The organism is Natrinema sp. SYSU A 869 (genome assembly GCF_019879105.1).
Classification (GTDB): Archaea; Halobacteriota; Halobacteria; order Halobacteriales; family Natrialbaceae; genus Natrinema.
The window spans coordinates 2650442-2668133 of record NZ_CP082249.1 but is presented as its reverse complement, the minus strand read 5'-3'; the positions used below and the strand labels follow the sequence as shown (position 1 = coordinate 2668133).

The 17692-nt window shown below is 63.9% G+C and carries 17 protein-coding genes and 2 pseudogenes; 8 read left to right on the top strand and 11 right to left on the bottom strand.

Annotated features, from left to right (window positions below; genetic code table 11):
- Window positions 1-146 precede the first annotated feature (146 nt).
- On the bottom strand, window positions 147-620 hold the full coding sequence (locus K6I40_RS21355) for a DUF5812 family protein (protein WP_222916340.1): 474 nt from the start codon (window positions 618-620) through the stop codon (window positions 147-149).
- Window positions 621-1314: 694 nt separating this feature from the next.
- Between K6I40_RS21355 and K6I40_RS21350 the strand changes: the two genes are divergently transcribed.
- Window positions 1315-2610 (top strand): glucose-6-phosphate isomerase, encoded by a 1296-nt coding sequence (locus tag K6I40_RS21350; protein ID WP_222916338.1) that lies wholly within the window; start codon window positions 1315-1317, stop codon window positions 2608-2610.
- Window positions 2611-2713: 103 nt separating this feature from the next.
- Window positions 2714-3834: pseudogene (locus tag K6I40_RS21345) on the top strand (CPBP family intramembrane glutamic endopeptidase).
- A 68-nt stretch (window positions 3835-3902) separates the two neighbouring features.
- Here the strand turns inward: K6I40_RS21345 and K6I40_RS21340 are convergent.
- Together K6I40_RS21340 and K6I40_RS21335 are read right to left on the bottom strand one after the other, a co-directional pair.
- On the bottom strand, window positions 3903-4361 hold the full coding sequence (locus K6I40_RS21340; RefSeq protein WP_222916336.1) for an NOB1 family endonuclease: 459 nt from the start codon (window positions 4359-4361) through the stop codon (window positions 3903-3905).
- 4 nt (window positions 4362-4365) lie between these two features.
- A complete protein-coding gene (locus K6I40_RS21335) occupies window positions 4366-4611 on the bottom strand; it encodes a PRC-barrel domain-containing protein (protein ID WP_222916334.1) in 246 nt (81 codons plus the stop codon).
- 355 nt (window positions 4612-4966) lie between these two features.
- Between K6I40_RS21335 and infB the strand changes: the two genes are divergently transcribed.
- Window positions 4967-6766: a translation initiation factor IF-2 gene (infB, locus tag K6I40_RS21330; protein WP_222916332.1), complete on the top strand. Its 1800-nt coding sequence runs from the start codon at window positions 4967-4969 to the stop codon at window positions 6764-6766.
- Window positions 6767-6807: 41 nt separating this feature from the next.
- Here infB and K6I40_RS21325 read toward each other — a convergent pair whose 3' ends face one another.
- Window positions 6808-7185, bottom strand: coding sequence for a cyclophilin-like family protein (locus K6I40_RS21325; RefSeq protein WP_222916330.1), 378 nt, complete (start codon window positions 7183-7185; stop codon window positions 6808-6810).
- A gap of 61 nt (window positions 7186-7246) precedes the next feature.
- Window positions 7247-8173, bottom strand: coding sequence for a PH domain-containing protein (locus K6I40_RS21320; RefSeq protein ID WP_222916328.1), 927 nt, complete (start codon window positions 8171-8173; stop codon window positions 7247-7249).
- 136 nt (window positions 8174-8309) lie between these two features.
- On the opposite strand from K6I40_RS21320, the gene K6I40_RS21315 reads away from it, so the two are divergent.
- The 4 genes from K6I40_RS21315 to K6I40_RS21300 all read left to right on the top strand — a co-directional run bounded on the left by K6I40_RS21315 (window position 8310) and on the right by K6I40_RS21300 (window position 11817).
- The gene (locus K6I40_RS21315; protein ID WP_222916326.1) at window positions 8310-8732 is read left to right on the top strand and encodes a hypothetical protein; all 423 of its coding nucleotides are present in this window, start codon (window positions 8310-8312) and stop codon (window positions 8730-8732) included.
- A gap of 153 nt (window positions 8733-8885) precedes the next feature.
- Window positions 8886-10571 (top strand): CTP synthase (glutamine hydrolyzing), encoded by a 1686-nt coding sequence (gene pyrG, locus K6I40_RS21310; protein WP_222916324.1) that lies wholly within the window; start codon window positions 8886-8888, stop codon window positions 10569-10571.
- Complete coding sequence (gene guaA / locus K6I40_RS21305; RefSeq protein WP_222916322.1) at window positions 10571-11488, top strand: glutamine-hydrolyzing GMP synthase; 918 nt, start codon at window positions 10571-10573, stop codon at window positions 11486-11488. The genes pyrG and guaA overlap by 1 nt, the downstream gene beginning before the upstream one ends.
- Entirely contained in the window at window positions 11485-11817 is a 333-nt protein-coding gene (locus tag K6I40_RS21300; protein ID WP_222916313.1) for a CTP synthetase, read from the top strand. The genes guaA and K6I40_RS21300 overlap by 4 nt, the downstream gene beginning before the upstream one ends.
- Before the next feature lie 493 nt (window positions 11818-12310).
- On the opposite strand, the gene K6I40_RS21295 is transcribed toward K6I40_RS21300, so the two are convergent.
- The 6 genes and pseudogenes from K6I40_RS21295 to K6I40_RS21270 form a co-directional block, all read right to left on the bottom strand.
- Window positions 12311-13102 (bottom strand): 5-formyltetrahydrofolate cyclo-ligase, encoded by a 792-nt coding sequence (locus K6I40_RS21295; protein ID WP_222916311.1) that lies wholly within the window; start codon window positions 13100-13102, stop codon window positions 12311-12313.
- The gene (locus tag K6I40_RS21290; RefSeq protein ID WP_222916309.1) at window positions 13056-13622 is read right to left on the bottom strand and encodes a molybdopterin-binding protein; all 567 of its coding nucleotides are present in this window, start codon (window positions 13620-13622) and stop codon (window positions 13056-13058) included. Before K6I40_RS21290 ends, K6I40_RS21295 begins: the two co-directional genes overlap by 47 nt.
- 144 nt (window positions 13623-13766) lie before the next feature.
- Window positions 13767-14054, bottom strand: a pseudogene (locus tag K6I40_RS21285) (transcriptional regulator); the annotation flags it as partial.
- A gap of 1 nt (window position 14055) precedes the next feature.
- Window positions 14056-14622 (bottom strand): hypothetical protein, encoded by a 567-nt coding sequence (locus K6I40_RS21280; protein ID WP_255682157.1) that lies wholly within the window; start codon window positions 14620-14622, stop codon window positions 14056-14058.
- Entirely contained in the window at window positions 14561-15670 is a 1110-nt protein-coding gene (locus tag K6I40_RS21275; RefSeq protein ID WP_255681823.1) for an ABC transporter ATP-binding protein, read from the bottom strand. The genes K6I40_RS21280 and K6I40_RS21275 overlap by 62 nt, the downstream gene beginning before the upstream one ends.
- Complete coding sequence (locus K6I40_RS21270) at window positions 15667-16524, bottom strand: ABC transporter permease (RefSeq protein ID WP_222916303.1); 858 nt, start codon at window positions 16522-16524, stop codon at window positions 15667-15669. The genes K6I40_RS21275 and K6I40_RS21270 overlap by 4 nt, the downstream gene beginning before the upstream one ends.
- 140 nt (window positions 16525-16664) lie before the next feature.
- On the opposite strand from K6I40_RS21270, the gene K6I40_RS21265 reads away from it, so the two are divergent.
- Window positions 16665-17690 carry a zinc-binding dehydrogenase gene (locus tag K6I40_RS21265; RefSeq protein WP_222916301.1) on the top strand — a complete coding sequence of 342 codons (1026 nt, stop codon included), beginning with the start codon at window positions 16665-16667 and terminating at the stop codon, window positions 17688-17690.
- Window positions 17691-17692: the final 2 nt, after the last annotated feature.

Genomic DNA, 17692 nt, shown 5'->3' with positions numbered 1-17692 from the left:
GCCTTCTCAATTCCGACAGTGGTTCGGCCCCCGTTGTGTCGTATAAATCGATCCTTATCACCGGTCGTCTGCCGCGGGCTCGAGGGGGACCGGTTCGTCACGGGCGAGGCAACGAAATCCTGCCCGTCGCGGGCCAATACCGCTAATTAGTCGGGGAGATATCGCACGCTCAACACGCCGTCGTCGGCCGATCGCCGCACTTCGACGCGGACTGCCTCGAGCCGAGCCGCCCGCGAAATCGTCTCCTCGTCCGCGAGGACATCCTGCGCTGCAGGTTCGACCTCGCCCTCGGGCACGCTGAAAACGTGTATCTCCCCCGTGCCGGCCCGTTCCTCCTGTATCAGGTCGCCGAGGTCAGCCTCGGCCGCGATCTTCTTTTCGTGTGTGGTCGGCTCGAGGTCGCTGTCGACCAGGTCGATCGTGCGTCTGTCGTCAACGTCGATCACCTCCCAGGTGACTTCCATCGGTGGCTCGGGCGCGACGGTCGCCTCGAGGACGTCGTGGATCTCGAGGCCGGGATTGGACGCGAGGGTGTGGACCTGTGCAGTCTCGACGTCGCGGACGACCGCAGATTCCGCTTCGGCGTGCGTAACGACGAACGTGCTCGTCTTCTCGGTCATGGGCGGTCGTAGGCGAAGGATCGGTTTCCGGGTTTCGGCTTTCGATAGATATCGAGGGTCGACTTCCGATGAGAATAGCTGCTCAGTAGTTGTGCGAATTGATTACTGGACGTCCAGTCTCACAAAATCTTCTGTTCCCATACACCATAGTTTCCTAACATGAGTGCGAAAAGTCGGCACATTATCAACGAGGAACTCTGGCGAAGCGTCGTCTGGGCAGGTCTCGGACTGGTTGGATGGGCAATCCTCATTTCCGAATTCGCGTGGTTAGACGGGACTTTGCTCACCGTATTTGGATTACCAATCCTACGTGGGCTATCCTAACTGGCGGTCTGATCGGAGTTCGCCTCGTAACGGAGGGCGAATTTCAGGTACAGTCTCAAACCGGTATTGTTCTGTCTGTGATCGTTGGGATAATCCTCGGCGGGGTGGCTGCCATCTTCTTGGTAACACGGGGCCATTCGGCTCTGACGGTGGGAGCGATCTATGTTGGTTCAGCGGTTACGACAGCTCTGTGGTCGTGGTATGCCGTATTACCGGAGTTTGAAGCGAGTACGACCGTCTGAGTTACGCCACTCGTATTCTACCTGTATCGAGCACGAGCAACATTCGAGCGCAGAAGAGCCCTCCAAACAACTTCGCGTTGCGATCCCGTCACGGAACGCCTTTATCGCAGGCGGTTGCGCCCTTGCGTATGAACGTCGATATCGGTAACGCGCTCGCGTCAGTCGCGTCGCCGGGCGTCTCGAGGGAGTCCCTCGAGCGGCTGGACGAGCAGGTAGCGACCGCTCACGAGCGCATCGAACGCGGCATGGAAAACGGAGAACACGGGTACGAAGCGCTGAATCTCCCTCAGCGAACCGATCCCGACGAGATCAGAGCAGCAGTCGAGCCGGTCGCCGACGCCGACGCCCTGATCACTGTCGGAATCGGCGGGAGTTCGCTGGGGGCAGCGACCATCGTGAACGCCCTCGAGTCGGACACTGAGACCGTCTTCCTCGACAACGTCGATCCCGAGTGGATCTCGAGCGAACTCGATCGATTGCCACTCGAGAGCACGGCGATCAACGTTGTGTCCCGATCGGGGACGACTGCGGAGACGCTGGCGAACTTCCTCGTCGTCCGCGAGGCCTTTGAGTCGGCCGGCGTCGACTGGACCGAGCGGACGATCGTCACGACCGGCGAGTCCGGCCCGCTCCGAGATCTCGCAAAGCGTCACGACCTGCCGTCGCTGAAAGTTCCCGACGGCGTCCCGGGTCGCTTCTCCGCGCTGTCGGCGGTCGGAATGGTCGCAGCCGCGGTCTGTGGCCACGACCTCGAAGCGCTGCTCGCCGGCGCGGCCGCTGAGCGCGAGACGCTGTCGGGGTCGCTGTTCGACTGTCCAGCCTATGCCTACGGTGCGACGACGTATGCGTTAGATCAGCGGGGTGCTGGGATCAATGCGATGATGCCCTACGCGGAGTCACTCGAGACGTCCGCGGAGTGGTTCGCCCAGCTGTGGGCCGAGAGTCTGGGAAAGGACGACCTCGGCCAGACGCCGGTGCGGGCGCTCGGCGTCACCGACCAGCACTCGCAACTGCAACTCTACCGCGCAGGCCCGCGGGACAAGCTCGTCACCTTCGTCACGACCGAGGAGAGCACGGACCGATCGATTCCTGACACCGATGTCGAGGACCTGGCGTACCTGGGCGACGCGACGCTCGGCGAACTACTCGAGGCCGAGTTCGAGGCCACGGAGGCCAGCCTCGCGGCCGCCGGCCGGCCGAACGTCCGCGTCGAACTCGAGCGCATCGACGAGTACGAACTCGGCGGGCTGCTCTACGGGATGGAGGCCGCTTGCGTGCTCGCGGGGGAACTCTACGGCGTGAACACGTTCGAACAGCCGGCTGTCGAGTGGGCGAAAAAGGCGACGCGCGGCCTGCTTGGTGGCGGCGACTTCGAAGAGGCCGAGGCCGTCGCCGAGAAGACCGAGCTTCGAGTCGAGCGGTAGTCGACGACTGAGCTCCGATCACCCGGCCCGAGTCGGCGCGGTTGGAACGGGTCCCCTCGTCCGGTTGCGGTGTGCCTATGAGTCCGCGCACGAATAGTAGAATATGAGCGAGACTGCACGGGCCGACGACGCCCGCCCGGTCGCGTCCGACGTGGTTCCCGGCATCGGAACCGTCCTCTCGGCAGTCACGATGGCTGCCATGCTCGCCCCCGTTCGCAGCGGCGTCGACAATCCGGTCGTCTGGGCCGGGGTCGGATTCGCCCTCGCCGCCGTCCTCGCGTTTCTGGCCCAGCGTCACGGCGGTCTCGAGGGTCGAATCGCTGGCTCGATCGCCGCCGCCTCGAGCATCGCCGTCGTCCTGCTCGCTGGCTACGCGTTGAATCAGGGGGTCACCGCACCGGCTACGCTGCCGACGAGTTCAGTGTCGATACCGATTGTTTTCGTCGCGTTCGTCACCGGTGGACTCACCGCCGCCGCCGGGGTCGCCGACTACTACGGGATCAGTGGCACAGGGCTCAAGCGACGGAGCCTGCAAGTGGTCGTGCTCTCCGGAGTCGGTCTCGCGGGACTCCTCGTCACGCCCTTCGTCGTCGCCATCCTCGCGATTCCGGTCCGCCCGCTGCTCGAGCCGCTCTCGCAGATCGAGAACACCGTTTTCACCCAGGTCTGCATGGCCATCGGGACGATGCTCGTCGCAGGGGGTATCTCGCGATGACCGACCGAGACCTGTCCTTTATCGATCTCCGATGGCCGACGCTACGAGACATCGGCTGGACCCTCGGGGGACTGCTCGTCCTCTTCGGGGCGCTCTTCGCGATCTCTGCGCTCATGCAGTCGACCGGCGTCGAGAGCGCCGAGCACTCGACGACCCAGCAGGCCCAAGAGAGTCCGCAACTCATGCTCATCTTGGTGCCACTCGCCATCCTGATTATCGGCCCATTCGAGGAACTGCTCTATCGGAACGTCATCCAGAAGTCGCTGTACGACACGTTCTCGCGGTTCGGTGCCGTCGCCGTGGCCAGCGTCATCTTCGCGCTGGTACACGCGCTCGCGTACGCGACTGCGGGTCTGGGCGAAGTGATTGCCAGTCTCGGAACCATCTTCGGACTCGCACTCGTCCTCGGGACGATCTACGAGCGAACCGACAACCTCCTCGTGCCGGCGCTGATCCACGGGCTGTACAATGCGCTCCTCTTCGCGAATCTCTATTACGTCTACGGCTAATCGAGTAATCGACCTCGCCGACGGCTACCGAATCGAACGATCCAACGGAAACAGAACGTGATCGCGAGCTACGAGGGGTTCTTCCGTGCCAGCTCCGACCCGCAGATCGGACACCGGTCTTTCTCCTCGTCGAACTCGCGGCCACAGCCCTGACACTGATACTTCCAGTGGCGCTGTTCGTCGATTCCCTCCCGGGCGATCACCTCAACCGCGACGTTGAGCTTCTCCGCGACGTTTTGCATCGCGTAGTCGTCGGTCACCAAGGTGGCGTCGAGTTCGAAACTCGCCGCGACGAGGCGAACGTCGGTGTCCGAGAGGACCTCGAGGTCGCCGGATTCCCGGGCCGCGCGCTCGACCTTCTCAGTGGTATCGTCGTTGGGAATGTGAATGTGCATCCCGGAGCCTTCCATCGCGTCGTAGCGATAGGCGCTCTCGTCCTTGAGTTCCTCGCGGACGAGTGGGATGGTTGCAGTCTGTTCTGTTGTATGGAAGTCGTGGATAAAAGCGGAGGAGTCGAGAACGTACATACCGTTAGCGCTGGACGACGATGTAGTCTTTCACCGCTTGGACGCGGTTAACGGGAACGAGAAAGTGGCCGGCGTCGTCGAGTTCGAAGTCGACTGCACGCCGCGACAGTTCCTCGTCGGGCTCGATAACGAGATCGTGAAGTTTGCCGGATTTCAGATCCATCGTGATGTTATAGAGCAGTCCGAGCTCGGTGCCGTCAGACCCCATGACGGACTTCCCCGAGAGGTTTTCAGCGAGTATATCGCTCATACATGCCCGTACTTACTAATCGGTATTAAACAATGGGGACCGGGACCGAGCGCGAGGGTAACCGGACCCGGTCGCGACCGCCGAGGCCGGCCGTGGTGGAGGATCGCTACATGAGTCAGAGGAGGACACCGGTATAGTAGCCACTGAAACGAGTAACACGCTGCTCCCACAGCGATCATGCGAGCAGGTGTGCATCAACTGTCACTGGCTACTATCGGAAGGGCAATCCGCCTCGAGTCGGCGATTCAGACCATAGTGACGGTGGCTCTCGCTGTGGCATTCGGAGCGCGGATGACGATGGGTTTAACTACGGTGCTACGGACGAATTAGGTAAGACCTTCTCGGGTGGTTCATCATGTCGGACACGGATACACGCGACCCCACATCTCTCAGAACGCCGATCGTCGCCGTCCTCGGACACGTCGATCACGGCAAGACAAGTCTCCTCGATAAAATCCGCGGCTCCGCGGTCATCGAGGGCGAAGCAGGCGCGATTACCCAGCACATCGGCGCGACCGCCGTCCCGCTGGACATCATCTCCACGATCGCGGGCGAACTCGTCGACCCGGACGACTTCGACCTCCCTGGCCTCCTCTTCATCGACACGCCGGGTCATCACTCCTTTACCACGCTGCGCTCCCGCGGGGGCGCGCTGGCCGACATCGCTATCCTCGTCGTCGACGTCAACGACGGCTTCCAGCCCCAGACGCTCGAGGCCCTGGACATCCTCCGGCGCTCTGAAACCCCGTTCATCGTCGCGGCGAACAAGATTGACACCGTTCCCGGCTGGAACCCCAACGAGGACTCGCCGATCAACGATACGTACGAGTCCCAATCCGAGCGCGTGCGCGAGCGACTCGACGAGAGCCTCTACGAGATCATTGGCAACCTCTCCGATGAGGGCTTCTCCGCCGACCTCTACTGGCGGGTTCAGAACTTCCAGCGCAACGTCGGCGTCGTCCCCGTTTCGGCGATGACTGGCGAGGGGGTCCCTGACCTCCTGACCGTCATGATGGGCCTCTCCCAGCGCTATATGAAAGAGGAGATGGAGATCGACGTCGCCGGCCCCGGCGTCGGCACCGTCCTCGAGGTCAAAGAGGAGAAAGGGTTCGGGACGACGATCGACATGGTCCTCTACGACGGGACGATCCAGTCGGACGATCAGATCGTCGTCGGCGGACAGAACGAGCCCATCGTTACCGACGTGCGCGCGCTGCTCCAGCCGCGTCCGCTGGCCGAAATCCGAACCGAGAGCCGGTTCGAGAAAGTCGACGAAGTATCGGCGGCAACCGGGATCAAGGTCGCCGCGCCCGAGCTCGCCGACGCGATGGCCGGTGCGCCGGTCCGGGTCGTCCGTGACCGCGACGTCGACGAGGTCGTCGAGGAAGTCCAGGCCGAACTCGCAGACATCGCCGTCGACACTGCCGAAGAGGGCGTCGTCGTCAAGGCAGATACGCTGGGCAGTCTTGAGGCGATGGCTGACGCCCTTGGCGACGCCGAGGTGCCGATCGTCCGCGCGGAGGTCGGCGACATTGCACCGCGGGACGTCTCGGTCGCCTCGACAGCCGAGGACGGGAAACAGAAGGCCATTCTCGGATTCAATGTCGACATCCTCGACGACGCCGAGCAGCGCGCGGAGATGGAGGACGTGACGATCTTCGCGGACGAGGTCATCTACCAGCTCATCGAGGAGTACGAGGAGTACGTCGAGGGGATCGAACGGGCCCAGCAGGACACCATCCTCGAGAACATCACGCGACCCGCTCGGTTCCGGATCCTGCCGGATCACACCTTCCGACAGAACGACCCCGCAGTCGTCGGTGTCGAGGTGAACTCAGGGACGATCCAGAACAACGCGAACGTGGTCTCGTTCGAGGGCAACAAGCCCGACCGCGTCGGCCAGGTGAAGGGGATCCAGGAGCAGGGCGAGGACGTCGATGAGGCCCGCGCGGGCAATCGCGTCTCGGTCGCCATCGACGGTCCCACCGTCGGCCGCCAGATCGAGGAGGACGACGAACTCTGGATCGAGATTCCCGAGAAACACGCGAAGATTCTCGAGCAGGAACTGGCGAGCGAGATTCCCGGCGACGAACTCGAGGCGCTAAACATGTACCTCGACAAGCAACGCAGTCGGGACCCCTTCTGGGGCAAGTAGTCGCTACGTCGACTCTGTTTTCTTCTCGATTTCGAGTCGCTTCACTCACCGCTCCGCTCGAGGCGAACCCGTCCCCCGCTCTCGAGATTCTCGAGCGGTTCTCTCTCGGTAACGCGCGCGACGACGGTCACAGGTGCGGCGGCGCGTGGCTCGTCGCCCTCACTGGCCGGCGTCTCGCCCCAGAACAGACACAGTTTCTCTCCGACCGGCCAGTAGGCGATCGCGCCCTCGGGGACGACTTCGCAGGCGTTCTCGGGCGGTGCGTCGAGCGAGAGATCGAAGTAGAGTTCGTCGCCCCAGCGCGTCGACTCTCCCGAGGCGGACAATGCGTCCTCGAGTGCGGCCCTTGTTTCGGGCGCGTTATCGGTCCAGACGGCCTCGAGGTCGCGGTCGTCGACGGTCACGCGTAGCTCGGTCATAGCTGGTGCCACGAACAGGGGACATTTCTCGGTGACGGCCGTGTCGATATCGGCTCGCGCCTCAGTCCGCGGTATCGGCGGACGCCGTCGGATAGGTACCGGCTCGGTTTCGGAGTTGCTCGAGCGTCTCGCGGACGTCCTCGGGGTCCTCGATTCCCGATCGGCTACAACGGATATCGGACCAGCCGCGGACGAGGCCGGACCGGCGGCGCTCGAGGACGAGCGCTTCGTCGGTCACCTGGACGGCTTCGATTTCGTCCCAGGGGATGAACGTTTTCGCGACCGACTTGTCGATGACGAGGCCGGCTTCGTGTGCGTGGATCTGCGGTGGGTTCCACGGGTCGTTCGGGTCGAACGACCAGTCTTCGTCTATGTCGAGATACGTCGAGGCGAGCATGATGATCCCGTACAGCGCCCAGAACACACCGTATATACTTCCCATCCACGCGACCACGAGCCCGGTTACGACTACCAGCCCCATCATCGCGTTCATAACGTGTTCGCTGTTCCGAAGCCCAATCCTGTGCCACGTCCAGATCGCGGCCGGCTCGTCGGCGGTGATCGCATCGACATACCGGTTTTTCGCCATCCGCTCGAGGCCGAACCCTGATACGCCGGCCAGTGCGGCTAGGACGATCGTGACGATGACGAAGCGGCCGGTTACGTCGATCGGAGCGAGTGTGGGGAGGGACAGCGCCGCCGCGAACGCCGCCGCTGGGACGTAACAGGCGAGGCGTCGCCACCGGCTCCGGCCGATTCGCTCGGGGAGTCCCTGCACCCGCTTCGCGAGGATATGGCCGACAATCGCAACGGCCGTCACCATACTCGGAAGGACGCCGAGCAGCGTCGCGGTGGCCACGTCGCCGAGCAGCCCCGCGATCGCCACGATTCCGGTGACGACAATTCCGAGGTAGAACCCGAAGCCGGCCTGAAAGCCGATGTCAGGCTCACTCACCTCGAGGGCCACCTGCCGTTCGTGAGATACCACAGTGTTCCGCTCTTTGGCTTCGGAGTATAAAATAAATGCGGTGATATTACTCCGCTGACACTCGCCGGCGGCTCGAGACGAGGGCCCCAGCGACTTCCGGTGTGAGAGTTAACATGCTGCACGTGGTGATGCCGGTATGCTGGTACAGCTCCGTCAGTATAAACACGAGGAGGTACAGTTCGACGACAACAGAACGACCGGCGAGTCCCAGACCGAAGACACGGTCAACCCGGATTCAGAGGACTACTTCGGCAAAGACATGGACGAACTCGACGTCGAAACATGGGAGACGATCAAGCATGAGGGCGATCCGATCCAGCGCCGCTCCGTCACGATCGGCGGAGTGACTGCCGTGTCCGTCCCAAAGGAACCGACCGAGGAGGACGACCCGGACCTGCCCGGGCAGACGATCCAGTTGCGGATGGGTGGGGGCATCGAGAACCTCGCGCAGGCCGAGATCGTCGAAGTCCAAGACTTGGAAGTCGAGGACCCGGCCGAGGGGAAGGTATCCAAGGAGGACGAACCCCACGGCAAGGCTTCCATGGACGAGGAACCCTAGTCAGCACATTCGCTTCCTGGGACTCCTTTTTTGGCCGAATGTGGACTCGAATCACGTATCCTCGAGCGGGGGCCGCACTGACGAGGGTGACAACCTCTGTCGGAGGCAATGCAGTCCCGAAATCGTTTTCAAGCGGTCGCGCGCACACTCGGTATGCCGACGGAATCGGACACTCATTATGACCCCTCGCTGGGGAACAAGTTCATCTTCGTCACCGGCGGCGTCATGTCGGGGCTCGGCAAGGGGATTACGGCCGCGAGCACCGGCCGTCTCCTGAAAAACGCCGGGTTCGACGTCACCGCGGTGAAGATCGATCCATACCTGAACGTCGACGCAGGAACGATGAACCCCTACCAGCACGGGGAGGTCTACGTCCTCGAGGACGGCGGCGAGGTCGACCTCGATCTCGGGAACTATGAACGGTTCCTCGACATCGATATGACCTCGGATCACAATATTACCACGGGGAAGACCTACCAGCACGTCATCGAGAAGGAACGGGCCGGCGACTATCTGGGCAAGACGGTCCAGATCATCCCGCATATTACTGACGACATCAAGCGCCGCATTCGCGAGGCCGCCGAGGGCACCGACGTCTGTATCATCGAAGTCGGTGGCACCGTGGGGGACATCGAGGGGATGCCCTACCTCGAGGCGCTGCGCCAGTTCGCCCACGAGGAACCCGAAGAGAACGTCCTCTTCACCCACGTCACGCTCGTTCCGTACTCGAAAAACGGCGAGCAGAAGACGAAGCCGACCCAGCACTCGGTCAAGGAGGTCCGTTCGATCGGCCTCCAGCCCGATGTGATCGTCGGCCGCTGCGAGGACCGCCTCGACCCCGAGACCAAGGAGAAGATCGCGCTGTTCTGTGACATTCCCACGGACGCGGTGTTCTCCAATCCCGACGTCGAGGACGTCTATCACGTCCCGCTGATGGTCGAAGACGAAGGACTCGACCAGTACGTTCTCGAGCGCTTCGGGCTGGCCGACGAGGCCCTGCCGGAGGGCGAGCGCGCCAACGAGTGGCGCGAGATCGTCACGACCGAGAAAAACGGCGATATCGACATCGCGCTGGTCGGCAAGTACGACCTCGAGGACGCGTACATGTCGATTCACGAGTCGCTCAAACACGCCGGCTTCGAGGTCGGCAGCGACGTCACCGTCCACTGGGTCGCGGCCGACGAATTGAGCGAGGGCCACGACGGCCAACTCGAGGGAATGGACGGTGTCATCGTCCCCGGTGGCTTCGGGATGCGCGGCTCTGAAGGCAAGATCCAGGCGGTCCGGTACGCCCGCGAGAACGACGTTCCCTTCCTGGGCCTGTGTTTGGGCTTCCAGATGGCCGTCGTCGAGTATGCCCGGAACGTGCTCGATTTCGAGGACGCCCACTCCGCGGAGATGGAAGCGGACACGCCGCATCCGGTCATCGACATCCTGCCCGAACAGTACGAGGTCGAAGACATGGGTGGGACAATGCGATTGGGCGAGCACACGACCGTAATCGAACCCGAGACGTTGGCCTACGAGCTTTACGGTGACACGTCCTGTTCCGAGCGTCACCGCCACCGCTACGAGGTCAACCCCGAGTACTTTGACGAGTTCGCGGACGAACCGCTCGTCTTCTCCGGCACCGCGGGCAACCGGATGGAAATCCTCGAACTCGAGGACCACCCGTTCTTCTTCGGGACGCAGTTCCACCCCGAGTACACGTCCCGACCCGGACAGCCGAGTCCGCCCTTCCTCGGGCTGGTCGAGGCCGTCCTCGAGCGGACCGACGGCGAGGCCGAGAGCGAACCCGACGACGCGGACACCGACACCGAAACGGAGGTAACCCACTGATGGTAGAAACCGAGACGTTTGTCCCCGACGCAGTCGCAGAGATTAACGAGGAAATCGACGATGCGAACGCCGTCATCGCCCTCTCGGGCGGCGTCGACTCCTCGGTCGCCGCCGCCCTGGCCTACGAGGCCATCGGCGACCGACTTACGCCCGTCTACGTCGACACCGGCCTGATGCGGAAAGGCGAGACCGACCAGATCCGCGAGACCTTCGACTACATGGAGTCGCTCCGGATCGTCGACGCGAAGGATCGGTTCCTCGACGCGCTCGAGGGAACCACCGATCCCGAAGAGAAGCGCGAAATTATTGGTGAGCAGTTCATCCGGGAGTTCGAGCGCGAAGCGACGGACGCCGATGCGGACTACCTCGTTCAGGGAACGATCTACCCCGACCGCATCGAGAGCGAGGGCGGGATCAAGTCCCACCACAACGTCGGCGGCCTCCCCGAAGTCGTCGACTTCGAGGGGATCGTCGAACCAGTCCGCGACCTCTACAAGGACGAGGTCCGCGAGGTCGCCCACCACCTCGGCCTCGACGAACTCGTCGCCGAGCGGATGCCGTTCCCCGGCCCGGGCCTCGCCGTGCGGATCATCGGCGAGATCACCGAGGAGAAACTCGAGGTGGCCCGCGAGGCCAACCACGTCGTCGAGGAGGAACTCGAGGAGTACGAGCCCTGGCAGGCGCTCGCGGCCGTCATCGGGAAGGCGACGGGCGTCAAGGGTGATAACCGCGTCCACGGCTGGGTTGTCTCCGTCCGCTCGGTCGAATCGCGCGACGGGATGACCGCTCGCGCCCAGGAGATCGATTGGGAGACGCTCCAGCGCATTCAGTCCCGGATTACGGGCTCTCATGAGAACGTCGCCCGCGTCGTCTATGACGTGACCCACAAACCGCCCGCGACCATCGAGTACGAATGAGTTCCAGCACGACCGCCGTCGTCGCCGGTTCCGACGAGGACGGCATCGCGGCGGCACTCGAGAGTGAAGGCGTCGATGTGACTCGAATCGACGGCGTCATCTCCCGCCCGCAACTCGAGGAGGCGGGTGTCGTTTCGGCCGATCTGTACGTCTTGACGGACGTCGGCCAAGCGACGACGATTCCGATCGTCTGCGATCTGAACGACGACATTCGGACCGTCGTCTACGCCCGCCGAACCGTCCCCGAGTTCGTCAAGGGACAACTCGACATCGCGATCGATCCGCAGTTAATGGACGCGAGCGTCGTCGCTGACGAACTCGTCGACTGATACCCACGGGGCCGCCGCTGGCCGCTCCGAACCGGCGCTTACAGGACCGGTTCGGCCGCCGAAATCGTCTATTCATTCCGTACAGTGACCCAGACGGCTATGGCCGTCGTATGAACTTTCTCGAGGAGATTTCGGCCGAATAAAATCGGATTGAATTCGATGGAATTCGGCGTAAGATCGGTATACCATCACCTCCGTTCAAGTGGCATCGGCCGCTACGTCTCGATGGAGGTCGACGGGCAGACTCCACCGATGGCACCCACCACCTGCTCCCGCGACTTCCAGCAACCCCACCACAGCACCCTTCCCCCACCACTGCCAACCGATTCTCGCTGACGCGGGCCCATCCCACCGGCTCGCGTCACACCCTGCGATTCTGGCATCGGGACGCGGCGTTTTCGCCGCGTTCCGGGGATGGATCCCCTTCTGTCGACGCGTTCCGCTCCCGATAGATCAATCACCAGCGACTGCACCTCGAGCCACAGAGCCCGCGCTATGAATTTCGAAGCCGTTCCAAGACCGGAATCTCTGCGAGCCGCTCGTCCGTGAGCAGGTCCCAGTCGATACCGGTCGGCTGTGCGCTCCTGTCCGGTCGAAACACCCGCTCGGGTGTGACGACGAGCGTCATCGCGACGTCGTGGGCTCCGACGGCGACTGACTCCTCGATCAGCTGTCGCTCGTGGACCGTCGTCGCGACGGGCGTCGCGTCGTCGACGAGGCCGAGATCGCGGAGCACGGCGTACTCGAGGTCGCTGTAGCCCTCTCCCTTTCCGATTCGACCGCCATCCTCGGTGATCCCAACGCTCCCGGAGACGATCAGGTCGATGCGGTCGACCGCTTCCGGGCCGACCCGTTCGCCGTGGTCCGACGAGCCGGAGACGGTGGTCGCCGCGTCGTAGTCCTCGAGCTCGTCCGGATCGAGTTTCAGGAAACACCGCTCATCGGCGAGCCGCGGCACGGCCATGTAGACCGTCTTTCCCTCGCGCAGCGCCCGCCGCCGGACGGGCAGTTGCGGCGCGTCGGGGTTGGCTTTGATCGTCGTCGCCTCCTTCCATTCCGGTTGCTCGGCCAGCCGGTCGGCGGCCTCGCTCGCCCCGGCGAAATTCGGAATCCGCCCGTGTGGCGGGAACGGAAACCGGGCCTCGCCGCTCTCCTCTAAGTCGTCCCAGACGCGCTCGCGGACGGATTCCTTGTCGATGCCGTTGGTATCGTCACCGTCGCCGTCGACGGATCCCACGTCAGGCACCTCCGTCGACCACGTCGGCGCCGGTCGGTTCGCCGTCATCGTCCGGCTCTTCCTCCCGTGCGAGTTCGATGATTTCGGGCGTTTCCGACAGGACGATCTCCGTAAGCGCGAGGCGGACCGCGTCGGCGTTGCCGGGCAAGCAGAAGACCGGCGTTCCGTCGGCGACGCCGGCGAGTGTTCGCGCCGCGACGATTTTCGTCCCGACACGTTCGTACGCCAAGAGGGTGAACAGCTCGCTGAACGCGGTCAGTTCCTTCTCGAGCAATGGCTCGACGGCGTCGATAGTGATGTCGGTCGGTTCGACGCTGGTCGCACCGGCGGTGATCACGACGTCGACGTCGTCGCGGTCGATCAGTCGCGAGACGATCGACTGGACCTTGTCGTGGTCCGCGCCGACGTGTTCTCGCACCGTGATCTCGTTGCCGCCGTCCTCGAGCGCCACGGTGATCGCCTCGCCGGCCTCGTCGGTATTGAGGCTCTGACTCGAGGAGATCGTGACGACGCCGGTACAGAGCGTTCCGTCACCGGACTCGGCGGCGTTCGTATCCGTCTCGTTCATACGTCGCCTTCGAAAGCCGGCGGGTAAAACTACGCACACGCGCTATGCACTGGGGTCCGGCCCCGGACCGAGATCCGAATCAGTGTCGCGGCTCGGGCCCGATCCGGGGTCGTACGCCGGGTCCAGGTCCGACTCCGACGACGAGTCGGTATCGAGGTCGTCGATGAGCGACTCGAGCGTCTCGATGTGATCTTCGAACAGTTCCTCGCCGTGCTCGGTGAGTCGGTACGTCGTCCGGGGCGTTCCGTCTACGAACGCCTTGTCGACGGCGACGCAGTCCGCCGCTTCCATGCGATCGATGTGGCTGGCGAGGTTCCCCTCGGTGACCTCGAGCGTCGACGTGAGTTCGGTAAACCCCGTCGCGCCGTTGGCGTAGAGGTGGGCGAAGATACGAAGTCGCGTGGGCTGGTGAACGAGTTTGTCGAATTCCATCTTAGTAGCGTGAGAGGATAGCGTAGGTTCCAACGTGGTGCAGTGCGATTCCGGCTCCGAGGGCGGCGTACTCCCAGCCCTCGAGGAGGGGGACGTACGGAATCGCCGCGGAGAGGGCCATGATCCATACGCCGCCGCCGATGAACGCGTACTGATCGACGGCCCTGATATCGTAGGCTGCAAGCAACTGGCCCATGAGGACGTAGCCGACGCCGACGACGGCCCCCGCAGAGACGAGCGCCAGGCGAACCGAGTTCGTCGCGTCGAGCGCGTCGAACACTGGCCGGAGTCCGACGATCAGGACGCCGAGACCGGCTAGCACGGCGAGGAACCAGCGCTGCTGGCTCGGCAGCCCCGTGGTCGGCGGCTCGTCGCTCGACTTGAGGCGTCGCTTCGCGAGTTCACCGCAGCCGATCACGCCGGCGAACGCGACGGCGATCCACGGCCGGAACCCCTCGCGGAGCCAGAACTGGACGACGGCGAAGAGGAGCCCGGTACAGATCCCCTCAACGATCCAGAACCGCCACCAGTAGGGATGCTCCGACGCGAGCCCCATCGCTCCCTTGATCGCCGTGAGTTCGGTCTGAAGCGCGTCCGCGTCGACGTCCTCGGATAGTTCTCGACTCATCGTGGATCGGCGGCAGTCGTTGTCGACACACCGTTCGTGTAGTACGTAAGAGGTCGGTGTAGGTCGGTTCGACGATCGAGAGCGCCGTCCGATCGATCCCTGCCGCGTCCGCGAGCGCCTCGAGCGACGGTTCTAGGTCCGTGGCCTCCTCGAGCAATGGGGCCGCGTCTGTGGGAGTCGCGACCGACGGCTCCGTGTCAGCGTCGTCCCCGGTCGCATCCCCGTCTCGCGGCGGGACGAAGCCGCGGACGTTCCCGGCTACTGCGAACGGCTCCCCGGCAACGATGTCGGCGAGCGCGCTCGCGTTCGATGCGCCCGTCTCGAGGACGGGTGGAACCGATGCGAGCAGTTCGTCGGGCGGTCCGGTCGCGACGATCCGGCCGTCCGCGAGGAAGGCGATCCGGTCCGCGATGTCGGCGTTCATCGGTCGGTGGCTGGCGACGACGATCGTCTTCCCTTCCGCCCGTTTCTCGCGGAACAGTTCGTGGACCGTCGGGATCGTTCCGAGATCCAGCGCCGCGGTCGGCTCGTCGAACAGGTACAGCGGAGCGTCGATGCTGGCGGCGATGGCGAGCTCGAGTTTCCGAACCATGCCGCCGGAGTAGTCGGCGACGGATTTCTCGAGGTCGTCAGCGATTCCGAGCCGCTCGACGTGTGCTCGCCAGTCGTCGGTAAACGCCGGATGGAGCCGGCGGTAGAAATCGACGTTCTCGCGGCCAGTGAGGGACTCGAGTGCGAGCGCGTCCTGTAAGAGGAAACTCGTCGTATCGGCGCGGGCCGTCGCCGGCTCGCCGAAGACGTCGACGCTGCCCGCGGAGGGACGCTCGCTGCCGGCGAAACAGGAGAGCAGGACCGACTTCCCGACCCCGTTCGGTCCCATGAGAACCAGCAGTTCACCCTCCTCGACCGTGAGGTCGACACTCTCGAGGACGCCCTCCTCGCCGAAGGACTTGCAGACCCCATCGGCAATCGCGACCGGATCGCTCACGGCGACCACCCCTGATCGTAGAGCGTCCGATTTACGAGTATCGTCCCAGCGAGGACCGCGAGGGCGGCGTAGCCGGCAAGCAATGCGAGGAACGTCGGGTCTGTCGGCATCGCGGGCGGCGCGACGCCGAGTTCGGTCCAGCTCTCGGCCGGAACGAGGTGAGACACGAGCAGCCGCGTCGGGAGCGTGTTCGGGAGGTAGTTCAGCACCGGGCCATCGATCGCCGACTGCGCCGGGACGGCCCCGTTGAGCCCGGTGAGGACGAACGTCATGACGGCGACGAGCGTGGTCGCCAGCGACGCGATCCGTTTGTTCCCGGCGGCAACCACGAACGGGATCGCCACGACCATCCAGAAGAGGCAGGTCAGCACGCCGGCGGCCAGAACGATCGGTACCGATTCGGGACCGCGGAGGCCGTAGGACGCGCCGGTAGCCAGGCCAGCGACGATCGTCACGGCGAACGCGCCCGCCGCGAGGACCAGTCCGGCGGCCATTCGGCCGATCAGATCGGCCGACGACGAGATTGGCATCGAGCGATAGGCTTCGTAGCGTCTGTCCTCGAGATCGGTCGCGAGCTGATTCCCGAAGACGAAGAGACAGACGAGCATCGATCCGAAGATCCCGATTCCGATGGAGACGGTTGCGTCGGACACGGCTGACCCACTGGCCCCCTGTGTCGTCTGGAGCAGGTACATGATCGCCGGGAACGCGATCACCCACGCCAGCATGAGCCGACTGTTTCGAACCTCCTGTAGACTCCGCCGAGTGAACGCACCGGCCTGCTCGAGCCACACCCGCCGCCCGTCACTCGACTCGCGTTCCGCCCCGTACCCCTCCTGTATCTCGGCTGACATCGTCTCGGTCGTCCCGACGAGACGCTAACACATAATAGTTTGTGCTACAAAGTCACTTTCCGTCACAAACCGCTCGCCTCTCGAACGTCGAATGCTGGTAGCCCAACTGTTATGGACGGCGTTTCCGTTGGCCTGCGTATATGCAGGCAGTCCAATTCGCGGAACACGGCGACACGGACGTCATCGAATACGGCGAGTATCCCGATCCCGAGATCGACCGGGACGAGGTACTGGTCGACATCAAGGCGGCCGCGCTCAACCACCTGGACATCTGGACGCGACGGGGAATGCCGGGGATCGACCTCGACATGCCACACATTCCGGGGAGCGACGGTGCCGGTGTCGTCGAAGATGTCGGCGAGGACGTGACTCGCTTCGAGGAAGGCGACCACGTTGCGCTCTCAGCCGGCGTCGGCGACCTGCGGATGGACGACCCGACACTCGACCCGCGCTTCCACATCATCGGCGAGCACGTCACCGGCGTCCACTCCGAGTACGCCGCGATCCCCGAGGACAACCTGATCCCCGTCCCCGAGCACGTCGACTGGGAGGTCGCCGGCTCGAGCTGTCTGGTCTTCCAGACCGCCTGGCGGATGCTCATCGAGCGCGCCGACCTCGAGGCCGGCGAAACGGTGCTCGTGTTGGGCGCAAGCGGTGGGGTCGGCCACGCCGCCCTCCAGATCGCCGACTACGCGGGCGCAGAGGTATACGCGACCGGCAGCACCGAGGAGAAGCTCGACTACGCCGAGGAACACGGCGCGGACCACGTCTGTAACTACGAGGAAGAGGACTTCGCGGACTGGGTCCTCGAGGAGACGGGCGGCCGCGGCGTCGATGTCGTCGTCGAACACGTCGGCGCGCCAACCTGGCAGAACTCCCTGAAGAGTCTGACCAAGGGCGGGCGGCTCGTCACCTGCGGCGGCACCGGCGGCGGCAACCCCGAAACGGACATTCCGCGCATCTTCTGGAACCAGCTCCAGATCATCGGCTCGACGATGGCCACGCCCGGCCAGATCGACGACGTGATGGAACTCGTCTGGGACGGCACCTTCCAGCCCGCGATCCGCGAGGAACTGCCAATGAGTGAGACCGCACGCGCCCACGAAATCATCCAGAACCGGGAAGGATTCGGCAAGGTCGTCGTCCGGCCTGATAGCAAGCTCTGACC